Origin of the sequence: Chitinimonas lacunae, from assembly GCF_042650885.1 — a bacterium.
Taxonomy (GTDB): domain Bacteria; phylum Pseudomonadota; class Gammaproteobacteria; order Burkholderiales; family Chitinimonadaceae; genus Chitinimonas_A; species Chitinimonas_A lacunae.
The window spans coordinates 346,027-368,501 of sequence record NZ_JBHSBU010000001.1 but is presented as its reverse complement, the minus strand read 5'-3'; the positions used below and the strand labels follow the sequence as shown (position 1 = coordinate 368,501).

The 22,475-nt window shown below is 63.2% G+C and carries 13 protein-coding genes; 2 read left to right on the top strand and 11 right to left on the bottom strand.

Features of this window, described 5'->3' with window-relative positions:
• Positions 1–11: 11 nt before the first annotated feature.
• The 11 genes from ACFOW7_RS01540 to ACFOW7_RS01490 form a co-directional block, all read right to left on the bottom strand.
• A complete protein-coding gene (locus tag ACFOW7_RS01540; RefSeq protein WP_378160280.1) occupies positions 12–617 on the bottom strand; it encodes a GNAT family N-acetyltransferase in 606 nt (201 codons plus the stop codon).
• A 1-nt stretch (position 618) separates the two neighbouring features.
• Positions 619–2,079 (bottom strand): succinylglutamate-semialdehyde dehydrogenase, encoded by a 1,461-nt coding sequence (astD, locus tag ACFOW7_RS01535; protein WP_378160278.1) that lies wholly within the window; start codon positions 2,077–2,079, stop codon positions 619–621.
• A gap of 95 nt (positions 2,080–2,174) precedes the next feature.
• Positions 2,175–3,203, bottom strand: coding sequence for an arginine N-succinyltransferase (gene astA, locus ACFOW7_RS01530; protein WP_378160276.1), 1,029 nt, complete (start codon positions 3,201–3,203; stop codon positions 2,175–2,177).
• A gap of 11 nt (positions 3,204–3,214) precedes the next feature.
• Positions 3,215–4,222: an arginine N-succinyltransferase gene (locus tag ACFOW7_RS01525; RefSeq protein ID WP_378160273.1), complete on the bottom strand. Its 1,008-nt coding sequence runs from the start codon at positions 4,220–4,222 to the stop codon at positions 3,215–3,217.
• A 57-nt stretch (positions 4,223–4,279) separates the two neighbouring features.
• Positions 4,280–5,488, bottom strand: coding sequence for an aspartate aminotransferase family protein (locus ACFOW7_RS01520; protein WP_378160270.1), 1,209 nt, complete (start codon positions 5,486–5,488; stop codon positions 4,280–4,282).
• 894 nt (positions 5,489–6,382) lie between these two features.
• The gene (locus tag ACFOW7_RS01515) at positions 6,383–7,378 is read right to left on the bottom strand and encodes a GlxA family transcriptional regulator (RefSeq protein WP_378160268.1); all 996 of its coding nucleotides are present in this window, start codon (positions 7,376–7,378) and stop codon (positions 6,383–6,385) included.
• A 121-nt stretch (positions 7,379–7,499) separates the two neighbouring features.
• Positions 7,500–8,267 (bottom strand): ABC transporter ATP-binding protein, encoded by a 768-nt coding sequence (locus ACFOW7_RS01510; RefSeq protein WP_378160266.1) that lies wholly within the window; start codon positions 8,265–8,267, stop codon positions 7,500–7,502.
• Positions 8,268–8,332: 65 nt separating this feature from the next.
• Positions 8,333–9,451: a M14 family metallopeptidase gene (locus ACFOW7_RS01505; protein ID WP_378160264.1), complete on the bottom strand. Its 1,119-nt coding sequence runs from the start codon at positions 9,449–9,451 to the stop codon at positions 8,333–8,335.
• Between the two features lie 12 nt (positions 9,452–9,463).
• Positions 9,464–10,162, bottom strand: coding sequence for an ABC transporter permease (locus ACFOW7_RS01500; protein ID WP_378160262.1), 699 nt, complete (start codon positions 10,160–10,162; stop codon positions 9,464–9,466).
• Positions 10,163–10,852, bottom strand: a complete 690-nt coding sequence (locus ACFOW7_RS01495) for an ABC transporter permease (RefSeq protein WP_378160260.1) — start codon at positions 10,850–10,852, stop codon at positions 10,163–10,165.
• A 141-nt stretch (positions 10,853–10,993) separates the two neighbouring features.
• Positions 10,994–11,776: an ABC transporter substrate-binding protein gene (locus ACFOW7_RS01490; RefSeq protein ID WP_449252210.1), complete on the bottom strand. Its 783-nt coding sequence runs from the start codon at positions 11,774–11,776 to the stop codon at positions 10,994–10,996.
• Positions 11,777–12,357: 581 nt separating this feature from the next.
• On the opposite strand from ACFOW7_RS01490, the gene ACFOW7_RS01485 reads away from it, so the two are divergent.
• On the top strand, positions 12,358–17,130 hold the full coding sequence (locus ACFOW7_RS01485) for an NAD-glutamate dehydrogenase (protein WP_378160258.1): 4,773 nt from the start codon (positions 12,358–12,360) through the stop codon (positions 17,128–17,130).
• A 788-nt stretch (positions 17,131–17,918) separates the two neighbouring features.
• The gene (locus ACFOW7_RS01480) at positions 17,919–22,472 is read left to right on the top strand and encodes a response regulator (RefSeq protein ID WP_378160256.1); all 4,554 of its coding nucleotides are present in this window, start codon (positions 17,919–17,921) and stop codon (positions 22,470–22,472) included.
• The last annotated feature ends 3 nt before the right edge of the window (positions 22,473–22,475 follow it).

Genomic DNA, 22,475 nt, shown 5'->3' with positions numbered 1-22,475 from the left:
CGGGCAGCCGCTCAAGGTGCGGCCAGCACCGTCGAGTCCGGCACGCGCCGCGTCAGCGCCTGGGCAAAACCGGCCGGATAGCGGCTGCGCCATTCCTCGCGCAATACGCCGTAGGCCAGGGCATCGTAATGGACCCCGTCAACCTCGCGCGCCCGGCGAAAGCGCCCTTCTTCGACAAAACCGAGCCGGGCCGCCAGCCGCATCATGGCCGGGTTGCCCGACCAGGTGCGCAGATCGAGCCGCCGCAGATCGGTCATCACGGTGAATAGGTGCTCGCACCATAGTCCCAGCGCCTGATAGCCCAGACCGCGATGCCAGTAGGTCGGGTCGTACAGCACCACGCCCGTGCTGAGCCAGCGGCTGTCGCGACACTGCCAGTAGCGCCAGACCCGCCCAAGCAGCCGGTCACTGTCGCTGTCGGCCACCACCAGCGATTCAGCGACAGCAGGCGGGCGCAGCAACCAGGCCCTTACCTGCTCCACCATGGCCGCCGCACTGGCTGGCGGCAGATAGGGCGCATCGAAACGCCGCCAGGTCGCGCCCGACACATGCCAGCGCGCCATTTCTTCGAGATCGGATACCCGCCATGGCCGTAGATGCAGGTCGAGCCCTTCCATACTAGAAGGCCATGCCGGGCGACAGGGTGGCGGGCAAGGTCGCGCTCGGGGCTTCGAGCCCGGCCACCGGATAACTGCAATAGTCCGCCGCGTAATAGGCACTCGGCCGATGATTGCCCGATGCCCCGATCCCGCCGAACGGCGCCGCGCTCGACGCCCCGGTCAGCGGTTTGTTCCAGTTGACGATGCCGGCGCGCACTTCGCGCCAGAAACGGTCATAGAGGTCGGAACGGTCGGACAGGAGGCCCGCTGCCAGGCCATAACGGGTGGCGTTGGCCAATGCCAGCGCCTCGTCGAAGCTGTCGTAGCGCTGGACTTTCAGCAGCGGCCCGAAATCCTCCTCGTCCGGCAGATCGGTCACGGCGCTCACATCGAGCAGACCCGGACTCAACAGCGCCGTACCGTCTTCGAGCCGGCGCATTTCCAGCAGCGACACCGCCCCGCGCGCTTGCAGCGCTGCTTGCGAGGCGAGCAACCGCTCCGCGGCATCGAGCGAGATCACCGCGCCCATAAACGGCTCGCTGGCATCGTCCCAGCGCCCGACGCGCAGCCGCGCACTGACTTCGACCAGACGGGCCAGGAAAGCGTCCCCTGCCGCACTGCGCGGCACCAGCAGCCGCCGGGCGCAGGTGCAGCGCTGGCCGGCCGAGATAAAGGCCGATTGGATCGTGTGGTGGACGGCGGCATCGGTGTCGCTGATCGAATCGACGATCAGCGGGTTGTTGCCCCCCATCTCCAGCGCCAGGATTTTTTCGGGCTGGCCGGCAAACTGGCGATGGAGCAGGTTGCCGGTGCCGGACGAACCGGTGAAGAACAGACCGTCGAGTCCCGGATGGCCCGCCAGCGCCGCGCCCGTCTCGCGCGCGCCTTGCAGCAGTTGCAGCACCCCGACCGGCAGACCGGCGCGTTGCCACAGTTCCACCGTACGCTGGGCAGTCAGCGGCGCGAGTTCGGATGGCTTGAACAGCACACAGTTGCCCGCCAGCAGCGCCGGCACGATATGGCCGTTGGGCAGATGGCCCGGGAAATTGTACGGACCGAACACCGCCACCACGCCATGCGGCCGATGACGCAGCACGGCGCGCGCGTCGCCCATGGCGCTGTCGCGGTTGCCGGTCCGTTCCTGATAGGCGCGCAGCGAAATCTCGATCTTGCCGATCATCGACTGGACTTCGGTCAATGCTTCCCAGCGCGGCTTGCCGGTTTCAAGGCCGATCACCTCGGCCAGCTCGGTCTTGTGCTGGTTCAGCAACTCGCCAAAGCGCTGCACCACAGCGAGCCGGCCATCGAAGCGCTGGTCGCGCCAGTCGGGAAACGCCCGCCGCGCCGCCTTGACCGCGCTGTCCACCTGGGCAGCACTTGCCGCATGGCCCGACCAGACTTCGGCCTGACTGACCGGATTGCGCGAACTCAACGGCGCACCGGCGCCCGCGTCCCATACGCCGTCAATAAATTGGCTCATCGTTTTAGCTCCGCACGGACACACCGTATGGCATGTTTTGGTTAATTTTTGATTTCTTAAATACTGGGTCTTGCACCAGTTTTTCAGAAAATTTTCTATATAGCAGTCGCCGCCGACAGGGGCACGGCACGCACGCTGGCGCCCGACTCGCAGCCCAGATTGGCCAGTACCGTCGGGCTCAGCGGCAGCTGGCCGTCGATCGGTTCGCTATGGGTCAGCGCCACCCGGAAGTCGGCCAGTCGTCGGTTCGACACCAGCCACAGCCGGCCCTCGGTCGGGCTGTTGGCGGTGACGGTGGTGAACAGGCGACTGTCGCGCACGGCGCGGATATCGCCCAGCTCGCATTCGATGGTCGGGCCGGCGTCGAAAATATCCACATAGCCGTTGTAGCGGAAACCCTCGCCTTCCAGCATGGCGAGCGCGGGCCGGGTGTTGTCGTGTACCCGACCGATCACTGCGCGGGCTGCTTCGGACAGAAAGGCGGTATAGACCGGATGTTGCGGCATCAGCTCGGCAATAAAGGATTTCTGCCCGATGCCTGTCAGATAGTCGGCCTCGGAGAATTCCATCTTGAAGAAATGACGACCCAGCGCTTCCCAGAACGGCGACATGCCGGTGGCGTCGGATACCCCACGCATCTCGGCAATCACCCGCCGCTCGAAGCGCTCGGGGAATTCGGCCATGAACAGGAAGCGGCTTTTCGACAGCAGGCTGCCATTGTTGCTATGGCGCCAGTCGGGATGGAGGAACAGGGAACACAGCTCGGCCGAGCCGGTCAGGTCGTTGGTCAGAAACAGGGTATCGAGCTTGCGATAGACCCCGAGTTCGCGCGAGGCGTGCACGCTGACGCCGACGCGATAGTTGTACCAGGGTTCGGTCAGGCCGACGGCGCCTTCGATGGCGCAGATACCGACCACCCGGCCTTGCTGCCGGGTGTCTTCGAGCACGAAGACAAAGCTCGAATGCTCGGGTTTGGGCTCGGCGGCCTGGGCAGCCAGCGAGGCTTCGATGCGGCGCAGCAGCCGCTCCTCGTTGGCCGGCAGAGTGGTGACGCCGACGCCGGTGCTTCTGGCCAGCAGCAGCAGGGCGTCGAGATCGTCACGGCGGATGGCGCGGACCAGCATGGGGTGTCTCCTCACAGTGGCGCGATGCGCACGGTCGCGCCGTCGCTGACGCCCAGGGCATCGAGCGCGGCGGCGGACAGATTGACGGCGTCACCCAAAGGCTCGGCCTCGACCACCAGGCAGCGGAATTCCTCGACGCTGCGATTAGCGATCAGATAGGGCAGACCGCCGCCATGGCCGCGTCGCACCGTGGCAAGCCGGCTCTGGGCAATGGTGCGGATGGCCCGGGTCGCGGCATGGAGCGTCGGGCCGCCGTCAAAGATATCGATATAGTTCTCGGCCTCGAAGCCTTCGCGGATCAGCACATCGAACGAAACGGCCGAATCGGGATTGACCTGCCCCATCGCCTCCTGCGCCTCGTCGCTCAGCAGCGGCACATAGATCGGGTGCTGCGGCATCATTTCCGAGATGAATTTGCGGCCGTTGACGCCGCAGTAGTGTTCGGCCGTCTGGTAGTCGATGCCGAAAAACACCCGGCCGACCGAATCCCAGAACGGCGACGAGCCATCGAGGCGGGTGGCGCCCAGCATTTCCGACACCACGGTGTCGGCAAACCGTTCGGGCCAGTTGGCCATGAACAGAAAGCGCGAGCGCGACAGCAGGTCGGACTGGCGGGTAAAGGCGTAGGGCTTACGGATAAAAAACGAGGCCAGCAGCGTATTGCCGGTCAGGTCATGACACAGCGACAGCGCGTGGATGCGGTTATGGATGGCAAGACCGGGCGAGGCATGGATCAGTGTCTCGTTGCGGTAGCTGTAGAACGGCTCGTTGAAGCCGGCCGAGGCGACGATGCCGGCCACGCCGACCAGTTCGCTGCGCTCGACCTGTTCAAGGACGAAGAAATAGCTTTCCTCGCCATGAAAGCTGACATCGGCGGCCAGGGAATCGAGCGAGGCCTGGATCTTGCGGAACAGGGTATCGCGGTCGGGCGGCAGCGAGGTGACGCCGACCGGGCTTTCCTGCGCCAGCTTTTCGATCGCCGGCAGATCGGACAGGCGACTGGGGCGGAATACGAACACAGGGTTTCCTCCTGGCGCGGGACGGCCGCAGCCGTCCCGGGTTGGCGACGCAAGGGATCAGACGGCAGCCAGCGCAGCCACGGCACGCTCGAAGCGGGCCAGACCTTCGTCGATATCGGTTTCGGGGATCACTAGGCTGGGTGCGAAGCGCACCACATCGGGACCGGCTTGCAGCACCATCACCCCTTCGCGGGCGGCAGCGGTCATGAAGTCCTTGGCGCGGCCACGATAGCCGTCGGCCAGCACCGCGCCCAGCAGCAGACCCATGCCACGGACCTGCTGGAACACGCCATGGCGCGCATTGATCGCCTCCAGACCGCTCAGCAGCCGGTCATGCCGCTGCCGCACGCCTTCGAGGGTTTCCGGCTGCGACACCACATCGATCACGGCTTCGGCCACGGCACAGGCCAGCGGATTGCCGCCATAGGTCGAACCATGGCTGCCGACGCCGAAATGCTTGGCGATCCGGTCGGTGGTCAGCATGGCACCGATCGGGAAACCACCACCCAGCGACTTGGCCGAGGTGAGGATGTCGGGGATCACGCCATATTCCATATAGGCATACAGCGCGCCGGTACGGCCGACGCCGGTCTGCACCTCATCGAAAATCAACAGCGCACCGTAGCGGTCGCACAGCTCGCGAGCCGCCTGTAGATAGGCACGCTCGGCCGGCAGGACGCCGCCTTCGCCCTGCACCGGCTCGATCACTACCGCAGCCGTTTCATGCGACATGGCGGCAGTCAGGGCGTCGATATCGTTGTAGGGCAGATGGGTGATGCCGGCGGGCTTGGGACCGAAACCGTCGGAATACTTGGGTTGGCCGCCCACCGTCACGGTAAAGAAGGTACGGCCATGGAAGGAGTTGCCGGTCGAGATCAGTTGATGCTTGTCCAGACCGTGGTTGTCGATGGCGTATTTGCGCGCCAGCTTGAAGGCGGCTTCGTTGGCTTCGGCGCCCGAATTGCAGAAGAACACCTTGTCGGCAAAGGTAGCTGCCACCAGCTTGGAAGCCAGTCGCAGCGCCGGTTCGTTGGTGAGGCCATTGGAGACGTGCCAGATCTTGTTGCCCTGCTCGGTCAGCGCCCCGACCAGGGCCGGGTGGACATGACCCAGCGAGCTCACGGCGATGCCGCCGGCCAGGTCGATATATTCACGGCCTTCCTGGTCCCACACCCGCGATCCCTGGCCCCGGACGGGAATATAGTCGGCAGGCGCGTAGTTGGGCACCATCACGCGGTCAAAGTCGGCGCGGGTCACTTGAGACATGGCTGAGATCCTTTCAAGTAGGCCGGCATGGCAGCACGGCTGAGCATGGACAGATTCTATGGGCGCCCCGGCGCGAATGATTGCCGGATTGCGACATGGAGTTATAGGCGAGGCAAGCTGGCAAGAAGGACCGGATCAGCTCCGGCCCCGGCACTGGTTGGCGACGAGATTTTTGATGAAACCTACCCAATCTCGCACTTCGTATACTTGACATGTCAGAGATTTTTGAAAAGCCGCTGATATTGCGTCTTAAGCCCAAGCAAGTATGGATGAAGAGAACCTTTACTACTTCCGGCCATTCGTCCGCAAGAATACCGAACGACAATTTACCCTACGATTCTTTAGCACCGTACTCTTGACATCTTTCATAAACCCCCTTACCCCAAACAGAATTTATATAAGGCAGCCGAATCTTTTCCATTAGCTCTTTTGTTTTTTCCCCATCCTTTGCAGCACAGGAAAATTAAAAATTAATTTAAAAACAGATTACCGAAAGAACCCAGCACATCTCTTTTGTGCTTACAATCCAGCAAGACTTATTGACCACCTCCTCCTTTTAAGACAATCCAATGAAAATAATTTCAAGCAGTCCGGCATGGCAGCACGGCTGAGCATGGACAGATGCTACGAGTATCCCAGCGCGACTGATTGCCGGACTGCCACATGGAACTACAAGCGCGACCGAATCGGCCCTTTCTCGCCGATGATAAAGTCATCGGCGAGACCACTTTAAAAGCCATCGCGCCGGTATATCTAGCAACAGTGCATTTCATCATTGTCCCCTATTCCCCAAGGCATTCCCAACAAATCCCAGCACGCTGAAAACCCAGATATATTTCCTCCTCCACCGCAGCGGAGGCTTATGGATAGGCCTACCTGATCAAAGCGACTTGTTTAATTACCCTCGCCAAGCACGCTTCTGCCATGGGTCTGCCTGTCTTCCCTGGGTGTCATCCCGAAATGATTGCGATAGGCGCTGGAGAAATGCGGTCCGCTGGAAAAGCCGCAACTGAGGCCGATCTGGATAATCGACTTGGAAGTCTGGCGCAGCATCTGGCGGGCGCGGTTGAGGCGCAGCTCCAGATAGTATTGCGACGGCACCCGTTCCAGATGCTGCTTGAACAGCCGCTCCAGCTGGCGGCGTGAGACGCAGACATGGCCGGCGATCTCGTCGGTGGTCAGCGGCTCTTCGAGATTCGCCTCCATCAGCAATACCGCCTGCACCAGCTTGGGCTGGCTGGCGCCGACCCGGTTTTTCAGGGGCACGCGCTGGCGGTCGTCCTTGCCGCGCACCCGGTCGAGCAGCAGATTTTCCGCCACCGTGGCGGTCAGTTCGTGGCCGTGCTGGCGGGCGGCCAGATGGAGCAGCAGATCGGCGACCGCCGCCCCACCGCCGCAGGTGGCACGTTCGCGGTCGAGTTCGAACAGATTGCTGGAAGCGATGACCTGGCTATGGCGCTCGGCGAAGGTATCGAGCATCGACCAGTGCACCGTGGCGCGGCAGCCGTTGAGCAGGCCGGCGGCAGCGAGCCAGAAGGCGCCGGCATGGACGGCACCGAGCACACCTTTATGGCGCGCCTGGGCCGACAGGGCGGCTACCACCGGATCGTTGGCCGCCAGCGGCCGGGGCAGCCGGGTGCTGGCCACCAGCAGCAGGCTGAACGACTGCTCAGGGTCGAACCGGCCATCGACGGGCAGCGCCCGACCCTGGCGCGACGGCACGGCCAGGCCATCCATCGACAGGCAGCGCAGTTCATACAGTGGCGCTGCCGCCACCGTATTGAGTTCGGTGACGCAATCGCTCAACAAGCCCAGTTCGGTCAGCGAGAAACCGGGCAATAACAGAACCCCGATCAGGCTGGTAGCAGGTTTATCAGTATATTCGAACATCTAATTTCCAGACCCAGAGAGGCATTTGATTGCCTTGGGCACTAAGGAGTCAACCTGCTTTTGCCCAATCCATCATAAAAACTGAATATTGGACTCGCCCGAGCCGGCCACGTCGGCCATGTTATTTAAGGCTGCCCGACAGGAATTGCCGCAGCCGCTCGCTCTGCGGCGCATTGAGCACCTGTTTCGGATCGCCTTCCTCCTCGATCCGGCCCTGATGCAGAAAGATCACATGGTTCGATACCTCACGGGCAAAGCCCATCTCGTGAGTGACGACCACCATGGTGCGACCTTCCTCGGCCAGCGTGCGCATTACCCGCAGCACCTCGGACACCAGCTCGGGATCGAGCGCCGAGGTGGGCTCGTCGAACAGCATCACTTCAGGCTCCATCGCCAGCGCCCGGGCGATGGCCACGCGCTGCTGCTGGCCGCCCGACATATGGGCCGGGTATTTATCCTCGACATTCTTCAGCCCGACCTTGTCAAGATAGCGGCGCGCCCGCACCACCGCCTCGTCGCGGCTGACCTTGAGCACATGGACCGGAGCTTCGATGATGTTTTCCAGCACCGTCATATGGGCCCACAGATTGAAATGCTGGAACACCATGGCGAGCTTGGCCCGCAGGGTCTGCAACTGACGCTCGTCGGCGGCGCGGAACATGCCGTCGCGGGCACTGACCAGCTTCATCTCCTCGCCGGCGACGACGATACGGCCGGCATGCGGCCGCTCCAGCAGATTGATGCAGCGCAAAAAGGTGCTTTTGCCCGAACCCGACGAGCCGATGATGCTGATCACATCGCCCGCATGGGCAGTCAGGGAAACGCCCTTGAGCACCTCATGGGTGCCGTAGCGCTTATGCAGGTCTTCGACCTGAAGTTTGGTGGTCACGAAAGAAACTCCATCCGGGCCCGCCGCTGCGGGCAGACCCTGTTCGATGCGGAAAAAACCGATACTCAGGCCGACAGCAGATAACCGGTACGGAACGGCACACTGCCGGCGATCTTGCACAGATCCATGCCACGGGTGGCGTAGCGGCGGTTCTCACGGGCAAACAGACAGCCGCCGACCCCGGACTGGACCGGAGTTGCCAGCCCCGAGATCGGGTCGATCACCTCGGCCACCACATCACCCACCTCGATTCGCTCGCCGACCTGGCGCAGAAACACCACCACCCCGGCCTGTGGCGCACGCAGCGTCTGCGAACCGGCCAGCGGCGTGGGTTCGCAGCGGGCCGGCGGCAGGGGCGGCGGGTCGCCCGCGACGATGCCGCGATGGACCAGGAAATCGAATAGCCGGGCGGCGTCCTCCGCCGCATTGACATGATCCACATCGGCCTTGCCACGCAATTCGACGGTGGCCGACAGACAAGACAGCGGAATCGGAAAACGGCCGTCGAAGAATTCATCGAGCTGCCACCACACGCCGCTCAGGGCCTCGTCGAACGAATGGCCGCCGCTGCCGCGTGCCAGCAGCACCGTCTGGGCGCCCAGATAGCGCATCAGCGGCTCGGCCTGGGCGCAATACGGCGTCTCGACATACAGATGCATCACGGCTTCGAAATCGCAGTGCAGGTCGAGCACCACATCGGCGTCATAGGCCAGCGACACCAGCACCTGGCGCAGCGATTCGAGTTCGGTCAGCGGTGGCACCTCGAGCAGTGCCTCGGCCATGGCGTCGCGGATCAGCCGGCGGTTCTCCTCGGGGTCGGCGCCAAGCCGGCTGGCCAGCCGGTCGCGGATCAGCGGGGCGAAATCGGGATAGCGGCGGTTGAAGTTCTCGCCACTGCCCGCTTCAAAGCGGCCCATATGGTCGTACAGCAGGGTCTGGTCCAGACCGATCGGATTGGCCACCGGCACCAGCACCACCTCGCCGCGCAACAGGCCCTGATCCTCGGCCCGCTGCAACAGCGGACGCAGATGGTGCAGCGTCAGCATGCCAGGCAGTTCATCGGCGTGCAGGCTGCCCTGCATATAGACCTTGCCGACTCCGTTGGGCGGCCCGTAATGGAAACTCACCACCTCGCGTTGGGTGCCGAGACTTGGCGACAGCAGGGAATGGCGTTGGATGCGCATGAAAAACCTCGTTTAGGCCTTACGCGGCTGTAGATAGGCCAGCCAGCGGTTCTCCGCCAGCTTGAACAATCTGACTAGCGCAAACGTCAGGATCAGATAGATCACGGCAGCGGCGATAAACGGCTCGAACGGCATATAGTAGGTCGAATACAGCCGATCGGCCGCCGCCGTCACATCGAGCAGGGTCACGGTACTGGCCAGCGAGGTGGTGTGCAGCATCATGATCACCTCATTGGAATAGGCCGGCAGCGAGCGGCGCAGTGCCGACGGCAGCACCACCCGGCGCAGCATCAGCCATTTGCTCATCCCCACGCTCTTGGCCGCTTCGATCTCACCGTGCGGCGTCGCCCGGATCGCCCCGGCCAGCATCTCGGTGGTATAGGCAGCCGTATTGAGCACAAAGGCGAGCCAGGCGCAGAAAGTGGCATCTTGCAGATAGGTCCAGGCAAAGCTGGCCCGGATCCAGTCGAACTGCGACAGCCCGTAGTAGATCAGATAGAGCTGCAACAGGGCGGGCGTGCCGCGAAATACATAGGTGAACAGCCAGACCGGTCCGGCCACCAGCCGGTTGCGCGATACCCGCAGCACCGACAGGCCGATCGACAGCACCAGACCGACCGATACCGACAGCAACAGCAATTTGAACGTGACCCACAGGCCGTCCAGATAGAGCCGGTAGTTGTCGGCCTCAAACAGAATGCCGAAATCCATTTACAGCTCCCCGTGGCGCACGCCGACCGAATAGCGCCGCTCGGCCAGCTTGAGCAGGCCCAGCGACACCGAAGTGATGGCCAGATAGACCGCCCCGACCACCAGCAGATAGGTGAACGGCTCGCGCGTCGCACCGCCGGCCTCCTTGGCGCGCAGCATCATGTCCTGCAGGCCGATGACCGACACCAGGGCCGTGGCCTTGGTCAGCACCAGCCAGTTATTGGTGTAGCTCGGAATCGCCAGACGGATCATCTGCGGCAATACGATACGCAGGAAGGTGCGGCTGGCGCTCATCCCATAGGCGTAGCCCGCTTCCCACTGTCCCTTGGGCACGCCGAGAATGGCACCACGGAAGGTTTCCACCAGATAGGCGCCGTAGATAAAGCCCAGCGTCAGAACGCCTGCGGTGAACTGGTCGAAATCGAACTGGCCCTGATAGCCCAGCCGTGCCAACAGATCGTTGGCGAGCTGCTGGCCGCCGTAGAACACCAGCAGCATCAGTACCAGATCGGGGATGCCGCGCACCACGGTCGAGTACAGGCTGGCCGGTTTATTGAATATCCAGCGTGGCGACAGCCGGGCCAACGCCCCCAGCAGCCCCAGCACGGTAGCGATCAGCATCGACCCAAAGGCGGTCTTGAGGGTCAGCACCGCGCCGCCGAGGATATGGCCTACATATCCGTCAAACATCTCTAGATTCTCCCCTACCCCGCTCCCGGCAATAGCGGGCCGGCGGCGCAAAGCGCCGTTCTAGCTTAGCCCATGCAGGATACGGAGGAGGTATGGCTGGAAGGGCGCGGCCCGACAGGCCGCGCCGCGCTCGCGTCCGGCTTAGTTGCCGTAGACGTCGAATTTGAAGTACTTGTCGTTGATTTTCTTGTAGACGCCATTGGCACGGATGGCCTTGATGGCGGCGGTGAACTGGTCACGCAGATCGGTGTCGCTCTTGCGCACGGCCACACCGGCGCCCAGACCGAACAACTGGTCGTCCTTGAGTTCGGCACCGATATAGGCAAAGGCTTTGCCTTCGGGCTTTTTCAGGAAACCTTCGCCCACTTCGACGGCATCGGCCACGGTGTAGTCGATCCGACCGGCGGCGAGGTCGAGATAGACCTGTTGCTGGGCGTCGTACGGCACCAGGGTGGCGCCGGCCGGGGCATAGTATTTCTGAGCGTATTTCTCCTGGGTCGAGGCCTTGAGAATACCGACACGCTTGCCCTTGAGCGAAGCCGGGCTGCCGTCGCCGGCTCCGGTCTTGCCGACCAGACGCTGCGGGGTGTGGTAGTACTTGGCCGAGAAGTCGACCGCCTTCTTGCGCTCTTCGGTGATCGACATCGAGGAAATGATGGCATCGAACTTGTTGGCGCGCAGGGCCGGGATAATGCCCTTCCAGTCCTGTTCGACGAAACTGCACTTGGCCTTCATCTGCTCGCACAGGGCGTTGGCGATATCGACGTCAAAGCCGGTCAGCTTGCCGTCAGCGGTCTTGTAGGTGAACGGCTCGTAGGCAGCTTCGAGACCGATGCGGATTTCTTTCCATTCCTTGGCGAAAGCGCTGGACGAAACGGCCAGGGCGACAAATGCGCCCAGAAGCGCAGTCTTTTTGATCGACATTTGCGGCAACTCCTTGTCAGAGCATGAGATTGTGGCAACCATCCCCCTGACACCGCGCAAAGCGGTGCCCTGCTGCCGTGCCTGCCCTATCAAAAGGACGGCGCGGTCTTCGTATCGCCCGGCGCGAACGATTGTAGTCCTGCCCCGAAAGGCTCACCTTTCCTAAATGCGACATCTTGTTACAGGAGCATTTGTTGCAACGCAAAAATGTGCTTGGGGCGCCGGGCGGCGCGCAGTGTAACCAAGCGCATCGGCCCTGTACAACGCCAATCGGGCCAGGACAACGGTCAGGGCTTTCCCTTGGCAGCACGAAATCTGCCATAGGCGTACAATTCCGGCCGCCAACGGGCGACGGCCCGGACATGCGCTACACAAGGAATTGGCTATGCTGACAGCCAACGCCGCGCAGCCGGGTATAACAATCTGTCGCTTGATGGGAAGGGACAGGCGGTTGCGGCGGCTACAATCCGCCCTTCGCGCTGGCCTGATCCGGCCCAGAGCGACCGCGCCGACGGTTGCCGCCGGAGGGCGGACGGTTATCGACCGGTCCGCCGCCACGCAACTTTTGGAGACAAACCAGAATGCAATCCTTCCATTCCAGCCTTGTGGCCGATATCGCCCGGCAAGCCGAGCTCAGACCTGACGGCCCGCCCAGGCTGGCCGACCTGATCGATGCCTACTACGCCGATGTCGATGCCACCGATCTCGCCAGCAAAGACGCCCAGGACTGGTACGGCGCCACCCTGGCCCATCTGAAGCTGGCCCAGCAGCGCAAGCCCGGTCAGGCCGTGGTCCGGGTCTATAACCCGAGCTTTGACGACCATCACTGGCAGACCACCCATACCGCGATCGAGCTGATCAACGACGATATGCCTTTCCTGGTCGATACGGTCAGCCTGGCGTTGACCCGACTCGGTTATGCGACCCATCTACTCGTTCATCCGGTGTTCCGGGTCAAGCGCGACGAGCAGGGCACGCTGCACGGTTTTTCGCCCGATGGTCATGCCGAATCGTGGATGCATCTGGAAATCGATCGGGTCAGCGACCGCGTCCGGCTCGAGCAGATCCGCCATGAACTCGAACAGGTGCTGGGTCAACTGCGCGACTGCGTCGAGGACTGGCCGGCGATGGCCGAGCGCTTGGTGGCCGTGCGCGACGAACTGAACGCGCGCACTCCGGTGATCGACGAGGCGGAATGGCGCGAAAATCTCGCTTATCTGGAATGGCTGCGTGAAGGCAATTTCGTTTTTCTGGGCTACCGCGACTACGACCTGACCGAATCCGACGACGGCATCCAGTTGGCCATCGTGCCCGATTCGGGACTGGGCCTGCTGCGCGGCGACGGCCGCCGCTCGCATTCGGCGAGCTTTGCCCAACTGCCGGCCGATGTCCGCTCGCTGGCACGCAACCCGGTGCCGCTGCTGCTGACCAAGACCAATTCCAAGGCCACCATTCACCGCGCCGCCTATCTCGACTGCGTCGGCATCAAGCGCTACGACGACAACGGCAATGTGGTGGGCGAGCGTCGCTTCCTCGGCCTCTACACCGCCCAGGCCTACAACACCCCGCCGGGACAGATTCCGCTGCTGCGCCAGAAGATCGCCAAGGTGATGGCCGCCTCGCGTCTGGTGCCCAACAGCCATAAGGCCAAGACACTGGCCAATGTGCTGGAGACCTACCCGCGCGACGAGCTGCTCGAAATCAGCGAATCGGCCCTGGGCGAGATTGCGCTGGGCATCGTCAATCTGCAAGAACGCAGCCGGGTGCGGGTGTTTATCCGCGAAGACCTCTATCGCCGCTATGTCTCGGCCCTGGTCTATGTGCCGCGCGACAACTACAACACCGACGTCCGGATCAAGATGCAGCAGATTCTGACCGACGCCTTCGGCGGCAGCTCGGCCGAATTCAACGTCAGCCTGTCGGAATCGATCCTGGCACGCATCCACTTTATCGTGCGCACTTCGCCCGGCAGCACCCTGCCCGAGTACGACCCGCGCGAGATCGAAAACCAGATCGCCCACGCCACCCGTCGCTGGGCCGACGATCTGCAACTCAATCTGACCACCCATGCCGGCGAAGAACGCGGCATGGCACTGTACGCCAAGTATGTGCGCGCCTTCCCGGCCGCCTACTACGCCGATTACGACGCCCGCACCGCCGTATCCGATATCGACAAGATCGAAACGGCGCTCAGCAGCGGCCGGCTCGCCATGAAGCTGCTGGGCTCCAATCTGACCGACCCGGCGCTGCACCGCTTCAAGATCTTCCGCGAGCAGCCGATTGCGCTGTCCGACAGCCTGCCCGTGCTGGAAAACATGGGTGTGCGCGTGCTTGAAGAGCAGCCCTATACGCTGCGCTTTGCCGACGGCGGCCGGGGCTGGGTCACCGATATCGCGCTCAAGCTGCCGCAGGCGGGCCTGCTTGACGACGAAGCCCACCGTGCCGCCTTCCAGGCCGGCTTTGCCGCCACCTTCGAAGGTCAGGCCGAGAACGACCGCTTCAACAAGCTGATCCTGCTGACCGGCCTTGGCTGGCGTGAAGTGGCACTGCTGCGTGCCTACGCCAAATACCTCAAGCAGATCGGCCTCAACTACAGCCTCGACCATATCGCCGACCGGCTGGCCCATTTCCGCGACATCGCACGCGATCTGGCCATGCTGTTCCTGATCCAGCACGACCCGGCCCAGCAGCAGGCCGATCAGCACGAAGCGCTGTCGAGCCGGATCCGCGATGCGCTGACCCAGGTGCCCAGCATCGACGACGAGCGGATTCTGTCGAGCCTCTACCACGCCATCCTGGCCACGCTGCGCACCAACTACTTCCAGCCCGGTGCCGACGGTCAGCCCAAGCCCTATATCTCGTTCAAGTTCGAATCGGCGCGCATCCCCAATATGCCGCAGCCCGTGCCGCTGTATGAGATCTTCGTCTACTCGCCGCGCGTCGAAGGCATCCACCTGCGCGGCGGCAAGGTGGCGCGGGGCGGCCTGCGCTGGTCGGACCGACGCGAGGATTTCCGCACCGAGGTGCTCGGCCTCGTCAAGGCGCAGATGGTCAAGAACACCGTGATTGTCCCGGTCGGCTCCAAGGGCGGCTTTGTGGTCAAGCAGGCGCCCGAAGGCCGCGAGGCGTATCAGGCCGAAGGGATCGAGTGCTACAAGACCTTTATCCGTGGCCTGCTCGATCTCACCGACAATCTGGTCGACGGCAAGGTGGTACCGCCGCCTGCGGTGCATCGGCGTGACGCCGACGATCCGTATCTGGTGGTGGCGGCCGACAAGGGCACCGCGACCTTCTCCGATATCGCCAACTCGGTATCGCAGGAATACGGCTTCTGGCTCGACGACGCCTTCGCCTCGGGCGGATCGGTCGGTTACGACCACAAGAAGATGGGCATCACCGCCCGTGGCGCCTGGGAATCGGTCAAGCGCCATTTCCGCGAGATGGGGCACGATACCCAGAGCCAGGACTTCACCTGCGTGGGCATCGGCGACCTGATGGGCGACGTGTTCGGCAACGGCATGCTCAATTCGCCGCATATCAAGCTGCTGGCGGCATTCAACCATCTGCACATCTTCCTTGACCCCAATCCCGATCCGGCCAGCTCGTTCGAGGAGCGCAAACGGATGTTCGCGTTGCCGCGCTCCAGCTGGGAGGACTACGACCGCAGCCGCATTTCGGCAGGCGGCGGCGTGTTCTCGCGCTCGGCCAAGTCGATTCCGATCTCGCCCGAAGTCAAGGCGGCGCTCGATATCCAGGAGGATGCACTGGCGCCCAACGATCTGATCCGGGCGATTCTCAAGGCCCCGGTCGATCTGCTCTACAACGGCGGCATCGGCACCTATGTCAAGGCCAGCACCCAGAGCCAGGCCGAAGCCAACGACCGTGGCAACGACGCGCTGCGCATCGACGGCCGCGAACTGCGCGCCAAGGTGGTGGCCGAAGGCGGCAATCTGGGCTTTACCCAGCTGGGCCGGGTCGAATACGCCATGCACGGCGGCCATGTCTATACCGACGCCATCGATAACTCGGCCGGTGTCGATTGCTCCGACCATGAGGTCAATATCAAGATTCTGCTGGGCCGGCTGGTCCAGGCCGGTGATATGACCCTCAAGCAGCGCAATCTGCTGCTGGCCGAGATGACCGACAACGTCGGCGATCTGGTGCTGCGCGACAACTATCTACAGACCGCTGCCGTCAGCCTGGAGCGCCGGCAGGCCCAGTCGCTGCTGTCGGTCCATGCCCGGCTGATGCAGACGCTCGAGCGCGCCGGCAAGCTGAGCCGTCGCATCGAGTACCTGCCCTCCGATGTGCAGTTGCAGGAACGGCACAAGGAAGGCCAGGGCCTGACCAATCCGGAACTGGCCGTGCTGCTGGCCTATTCCAAGATGGTGCTGTACGAGCAACTGCTCGAGTCGCCGCTGCCCAAGTCGCCCGAGTGGGACGACACGCTGGCCAACTACTTTCCGCAGCGGATGCAGGAAGGCTTCCGCGCCCAGTTGCCCAGCCATCCGCTGCGCAGCGAAATCGTGGCCACGGTGCTGACCAACGAGATCGTCAACCGGATGGGCATCACCTTCGTGTTCCGGGTGGCCGAGGAAACCAACGCCAGCCAGGCCGATACGGTACGCGCCTGGAGCCTGGCCAGCCGGATGATGCAGATCGATATGCTGTGGCAGCAGCTCGAAGCACTCGACAACCGGGTGGACAGCTCGCTCCAGTACGAGCTGATGCTCGAAGTCAGAAAGCAGCTCGAACGGATCACCCGCTGGGTGCTGCGTCTACAGATGACGGTGCTCGACGCCGAAAGCCAGCTCGCCACGCTGCTGGGTGAAATGCCGACCCTGCTGCCGCGTCTGGCCGACTGGCTCAAGGATCGCAGCGAATTCAGCGCCGAGATCGAGCGGCTGGCCCAGGCCGGTGTCGAGCCGGCACTGGCGGCCCGGGTGGTCCATCTGGACGCCACCCTGGCGCTGCTCGATGTGGCCCGTCTGGCCCGCCAGCACCAGTTGCCGGTCGACGAGGTGGCACTGGTCCACTTCCGCCTCGAAGACGCGCTGCAACTGGGTTGGCTGCGTGAGGTGATCGACGGCCTGCCGCGCGACAACCGCTGGCAGACGCTGGCCCGGATGGCCTTCCGCGACGAGCTGTACCGCGAACATGCGGCACTGACCGAGCGGGTCCTGACCCAGGAAGGCGGCGCCAGCGTCGATGAGCGGGTCAACGACTGGCTGGCCGCCCGCGCCCCGGCGCTCGAACATTGCGGCCGCATGTTCGAGGAACTGCGCGCGGCCACCCCCGATCTGGCCATGCTGTCGGCTGCCATGCGCGAGATTCGCAACCGGCTGGCTGCTTGATCCGTTTGGAACGGCGCGGCTCGACTGCCGCGCCGTGTTCAGCCCGGGTAGCAAGCAAAAAGGCGAGACTTCAAGGTCTCGCCTTTTTTGTAAAAAATATGCAAAACACCTGCAATTATGGTAGCGGCAAATAAATAATTTTGAATGTTTTTTGCCGTCTCGCCTCTATATCGAGCGGAGTTTTTTCATGATCGGCTCTGCCTTTCCCCTTGTTCCAGCACTCGGCTTCGAAGCCCTGTTCTAGCGCTTTTCCGCCTGGGCCGCCCGCTGGCCCGCCATGCCAGCCTTGCAGCCGACACCTGTGAACATCGCGCGCATCGAAGTTCGGGCTGCTCCTTGCTGACCGATCTGCCTGAACGGGCACGGCGGATATCCAACTATTCCTTCGATTTCCTCAGCCTCGGACCGGGTTTCCACTCGCCCGCCCCTATCAGCCGGGCCTCGATATCTCCTGGATCGGTACTGCAAGCGAGGGAGACACGATGGCGTCCGATTTTCGGGTCTGCTTGAGATTGAGACATATAAATTTATTTTTTTGATATATATCAATCTATATACTGCATTATTTATGCATAATATTTTCCTTACTACCCAACACCCTCCTCCCCTCTCTTCATCCGTCGCCTCCCGCTATCACTATCCTGTTCCTCCCGCAAATAGCCTTCCTCGCTATCAGGTTCTAAACTGGCTTGACGGTGACTCACACACCCGACGCATAGGAGACGCATGCCCTCCGGCTTGCGGACCAGTCCGCCAGCCCATCACTCCCCCGACACACAGGAGACGCGGTGGTCCATCCCAAGGTCGACAAGCTGTTTCACGCCAAGGCGACCGAGTTGCGGCGCAGCGCTTCGATACAGCGTCTGACTCTGATCGCGGTGGTGATCTTGCTGCTGAGCTTGCAGGGGGCGTTTCTCTGGCAGGAGCATGCCAGTCAGAAACATGAGGTGGTGCAACGTCTGACCGTACAGTTCCATCTGCGCAAGGATGGGCTCGATCAGGCGGTGCAATCGGTGGTGCAGTATATCGACCGGGCCCGCTACTGGTCGCAACACTACCTCGACAACTATGACGCCACCCTGCGGCCGCAGGGCTTGTTTGTCTACACCACCACCTACGACGACTTCTACGAGACGGTGGTCAGCCCGCTGCAAAGCCAGCATCCGGTCGCCAGCGTCCATACTCTGTTCGACCCCGACCGGGCGCGCAGTGAAGAGCGGATGCTGTTCGATCTGGCCATCAATCTGGTCAATTTCCAGGATGTGGTCCATCTGGGCTCGCCCGAGCTGGTCGGCAGCTACTTTGCCAGCCATGACGCGCGGGTGCATTCCTATCTGCCCTTTCTGTCGGCACGCGAAATCCTCGGTCGCGGCCAGAATGTGCGGATGAGCGATATGTTGCAGACGCTCTACCAGCCGCTTGCCGCCGCGCGCGACAACCGTTCCGCCCAGGGCGTGTCCTGGACGTCACCCCACCACGATCCGGTCACTGGCCGCACGGTGATCAGTGCCTTTGTGCCGGTCAAGCAGGTCGAGCGAGAACTCGGCTTTGTGGCGACCGACCTTTATCTGGAAACATTCGCGGCCTGGCTCGACCAGAGCCAGCATGCGGGCGGGCGCTTCTATCTGGTGTCGGGCAATGGCGAACTGATCGGCGTGACCACGGCGCGGCAGAGCGACCGGGTCCAGCAGGTCGACCAGGTGCTGCCCGAGCCGCTGCGCGGCCGCTGGCGCGAGGAAACCAATGCCATGCTGCCGCAGGACAACCGGCTGTTTCAGGTCGAGCGGCTGGAAAACGCGCCATGGATGCTGCTGTATGAAATCGACCAGGACGAGATCGACCAGTTGCTGACGGCGGTCGGCCGTCATGGCGGGCTGTTGTGGGGCCTGACGGCGGCCATGATGCTGCTGGCAAGCTTTCTGGTCGATTGGCGGCTGATCCGGCCGGGTCTTGCCGCCAAGCTCGCGGCGCTGACCGACCAGCAGGCGCTGGCCGAACGTGAAGCCAAGCTCAACGCCATCATGGAAGCGGCGCCCGAGGGAATTATCAGCGTCGAGGCCCAGGGCCATCTGGCCTACTGGAACCCCGGCGCCGAACATCTGTTTGGCTGGAGCGCCGCCCAGGTGATCGGCCGGCCGATCCAGAGCCTGATTCCGGCATTTCCGATCGACCGCTGCAACGGGCCGCCGCCGCAGGGCGGCAGTTATGTGACCGAGGCGGAGATTTTCCACGCCGACGGTCGCCGGCTGCCGGTCGAGATCGAACTGGTCGGTTATCGCCAGGATGGCGACTGGTATCTGATCGCATTCGTGCGCGATATCGGCGAGCGCAAAAAGGCCGAACAGCGTATCCGCGAAGCACGCGACGCGGCCGAGGAGGCACGGCGCCAGTTGCTCGACCTCAGCAACGCCCTGCCGCTGGCGGTGTTCCAACTGCTGCTGGCGCCCAATCAGCGCCGCCAGTATCTGTTCGTCGGCGAAAAGGTCAAGGATCTGCTCGGCGTCAGCGCCGCCGAACTGATGGCCGACCCCAATCTGCGCTGGCGCAATGTGATCGATGGCGACCGTGAAGCGGCGCAGCAGCAGGTCGCCGAAGCGCTGGCCCGGCGCAGCTCGGCCGAGTTCTACCACCGGGTGCGCATCCACGGCAGCGAGCGCTGGATCTACACCCATAGCAGCGTGGTCGAGCAGGAGGACGGCGGCTGCATCTGGAACGGCTTCTGGATGGATGTCACCGACGAGCGCCGCCGTGCCGAGGCGCTGTCGAATGCCGAATTGGCGCTGCGCAATATCACCAACAATGTGCCGGTGGTGGTGTTCCAGTGGCATATGCAGAGCAGCGGCGACATCAAGCTCACCTTTGTCACCGACCGGCTGACCGAAGTGCTCGGCATCACCCCGGCCGAAGCGATCGAGAATGTCAGCCTGCTGTTCAAGCGCGTGTTGCAGGAAGACCTGCCGGGGCTGCTCGCCTCGCTCGAGGAATCGGCCAAGCGGCTGCGTGCCTGGCGCTATGATTTCCGGGTCCGGCAGGCCAACGGCAATATCCGCTGGATACTGGGCGAGTCGATTCCAAGCCGCAGCAGCGACGGCTCCACCGTCTGGAACGGCTACTGGTCCGATATCACCGACCGCAAGGCCATGCAGGCCGAACTCGAACGGGCCAAGGAAGCGGCCGAGAGCGCCACCCAGGCCAAATCGATGTTCCTGGCCAATATGAGCCACGAAATCCGCACCCCGATGAATGCCATCATCGGCATGGCCCATCTGGCCCTCAAGACCGACCTCAACCCCAAACAGCGCGACTATGTCGAGAAGATCCACGGCGCCGGCCTGTCGCTGCTGGGCATCATCAACGACATCCTCGACTTCTCCAAGATCGAAGCGGGCAAGCTCGATATCGAGCGGATCGACTTCAGCCTCGACGACGTGCTGCTCAATGTCTCGACCGTCACCGGCCACAAGGCCAATGAGAAAGGGCTCGAATACCTGTTCGACATCCCGGCCTCCACCCCGCGCCTTCTGGTCGGCGACCCGCTCAGACTGGGCCAGGTGCTGATCAATCTGGTCAATAACGCGATCAAGTTCACCGAACGTGGCGAAGTGGCCGTCACGGCCAGACGGCTCGAAGGCGACAGCCAGCGGGTCAAGCTCGGCTTCTCGGTGCGCGATACCGGCATCGGCATGAGCAGCGAGCAGTCGTCCAAGCTGTTTGCCCCGTTTACCCAGGCCGATGGCTCGACCACCCGCAAATTCGGTGGCTCGGGCCTGGGGCTGTCGATCTGCAAACGGCTGGTCGAGATGATGGGGGGCGAGATCGGGGTCGAGAGCCAGCCGGGCCAGGGCAGTACCTTCAGCTTCAGTGCCTGGTTCGAGCTATCAAGCGAGCGCCGGGTGCATCGGCCGCTGCCCGGCGCGCTCAATGAGTTGCGGGTGCTGGTGGTGGACGATAACCCGGCCGCGCGCGATATCCTGGTCGAAGCCTTGTCCAGCCTGCCGCTGCGGGTCGATGCCTGCTCAAGCGGCAGCACGGCACTCAAATTGATCCGCGAAGCCGATGCCTTCGACCCGTTTCGCCTGCTGCTGACCGACTGGAAGATGCCCGGCCTCGACGGCCTGGGGCTGGTCGCCAGTCTGCGCGACGACCAGCCGCTGCTGCACCCGCCCCGGGTGGTGCTGGTGACGGCGTTCGGGCTTGAGGATATCCGCCAGCAGGCCGAACGGATGGGCGTGGACGGCTTCTTGCAAAAGCCGATCAACCAGTCGGTATTGGTCGATACCCTGACCGAGCTGATCGCCCCGACTTCGCGCCAGGCACTCGACCAGCTCGTGGCCGGCAGCGTGCCGCGCTTCCATGGCGCCCGGGTGCTGCTCGCTGAAGACAATGAAATCAACCAGCAGATCGCCGTCGAGCTGCTGCTGGCCGCCGGCATCACCGTCGAGGTGGCCTCGCACGGTCAGGAAGCGGTGCATAAGCTCTATGCCGCGGCGCCCAATCATTACGATCTGGTGCTGATGGACCTACAGATGCCCGAAATGGATGGCCATGAAGCGACCCGGCTGCTGCGGGCCGATCCGCGCTTTGACCGGCTGCCCATCATCGCCATGACCGCCCACGCCCTGGTCGAGGAACGTGAGCGCTGTCTGGCCGAAGGGATGAACGACCATATCGCCAAACCGGTCGATCCCGATTCGCTCTACCAGCTGCTGACGCGGTGGCTGGCCGATAAGCGCGGGGAGCGCGAGGAGGAGACCAGCAACGCCACAGCGGGGTTGCCGCCCATTCCGGGGATCGACACCAGTGCTGGCCTGCGCCGGGTCGCCGGCAACCGCGAGCTATATCAGCAATTACTGTTGCAATACCGCCGCACCCAGGCCGATGCTCCCGCCAGGCTGACGGCGGCACTCGCGCGTGACCGCCAGGAAGCCGAACGACTGGCCCATACCCTCAAAGGCGTATCGGGTAATATCGGGGCCAGCAAGATCGAATCACTCGCCGCGGTGGTGGAACACAGCATCCACAACCAGGTCGACCGGGTGGTGCTGGAGAGCCAGGTGCAGGAGTTGGCCGACGCGCTCGCCGTTGTACTCGGGGCGCTCGACAGCGCCCTGCCGCAGGCACCCACGCCACCACCCACTGACAGCAACGAGCACGACGCTGCCGCCAACCAGGCGACCCTGGCCGGACTACGTACCCTGCTCGAAGCCTCCGACGGCGAAGCGGTCGATTATCTGAGTGAGCATGGCGGGCGCTTGCGCGTCCTGCTCGGCGAGCGCTACAGCGCACTTGAACGGGCATTGCGCGACTACGATTTCGACGCCGCCCTGAGCAGTCTTCCTTGACCC

Excerpts from the sequence above, each read along its gene's own strand:
- ACFOW7_RS01540 (WP_378160280.1), bottom strand. The coding sequence starts at position 617 with ATGGAAGGGCTCGACCTGCATCTACGGCCATGGCGGGTATCCGATCTC.
- astD (WP_378160278.1), bottom strand. The coding sequence starts at position 2,079 with ATGAGCCAATTTATTGACGGCGTATGGGACGCGGGCGCCGGTGCGCCG.
- astA (WP_378160276.1), bottom strand. The coding sequence starts at position 3,203 with ATGCTGGTCCGCGCCATCCGCCGTGACGATCTCGACGCCCTGCTGCTG.
- ACFOW7_RS01520 (WP_378160270.1), bottom strand. The coding sequence starts at position 5,488 with ATGTCTCAAGTGACCCGCGCCGACTTTGACCGCGTGATGGTGCCCAAC.
- ACFOW7_RS01515 (WP_378160268.1), bottom strand. The coding sequence starts at position 7,378 with ATGTTCGAATATACTGATAAACCTGCTACCAGCCTGATCGGGGTTCTG.
- ACFOW7_RS01505 (WP_378160264.1), bottom strand. The coding sequence starts at position 9,451 with ATGCGCATCCAACGCCATTCCCTGCTGTCGCCAAGTCTCGGCACCCAA.
- ACFOW7_RS01500 (WP_378160262.1), bottom strand. The coding sequence starts at position 10,162 with ATGGATTTCGGCATTCTGTTTGAGGCCGACAACTACCGGCTCTATCTG.
- ACFOW7_RS01495 (WP_378160260.1), bottom strand. The coding sequence starts at position 10,852 with ATGTTTGACGGATATGTAGGCCATATCCTCGGCGGCGCGGTGCTGACC.
- ACFOW7_RS01490 (WP_449252210.1), bottom strand. The coding sequence starts at position 11,776 with ATGTCGATCAAAAAGACTGCGCTTCTGGGCGCATTTGTCGCCCTGGCC.
- ACFOW7_RS01485 (WP_378160258.1), top strand. The coding sequence starts at position 12,358 with ATGCAATCCTTCCATTCCAGCCTTGTGGCCGATATCGCCCGGCAAGCC.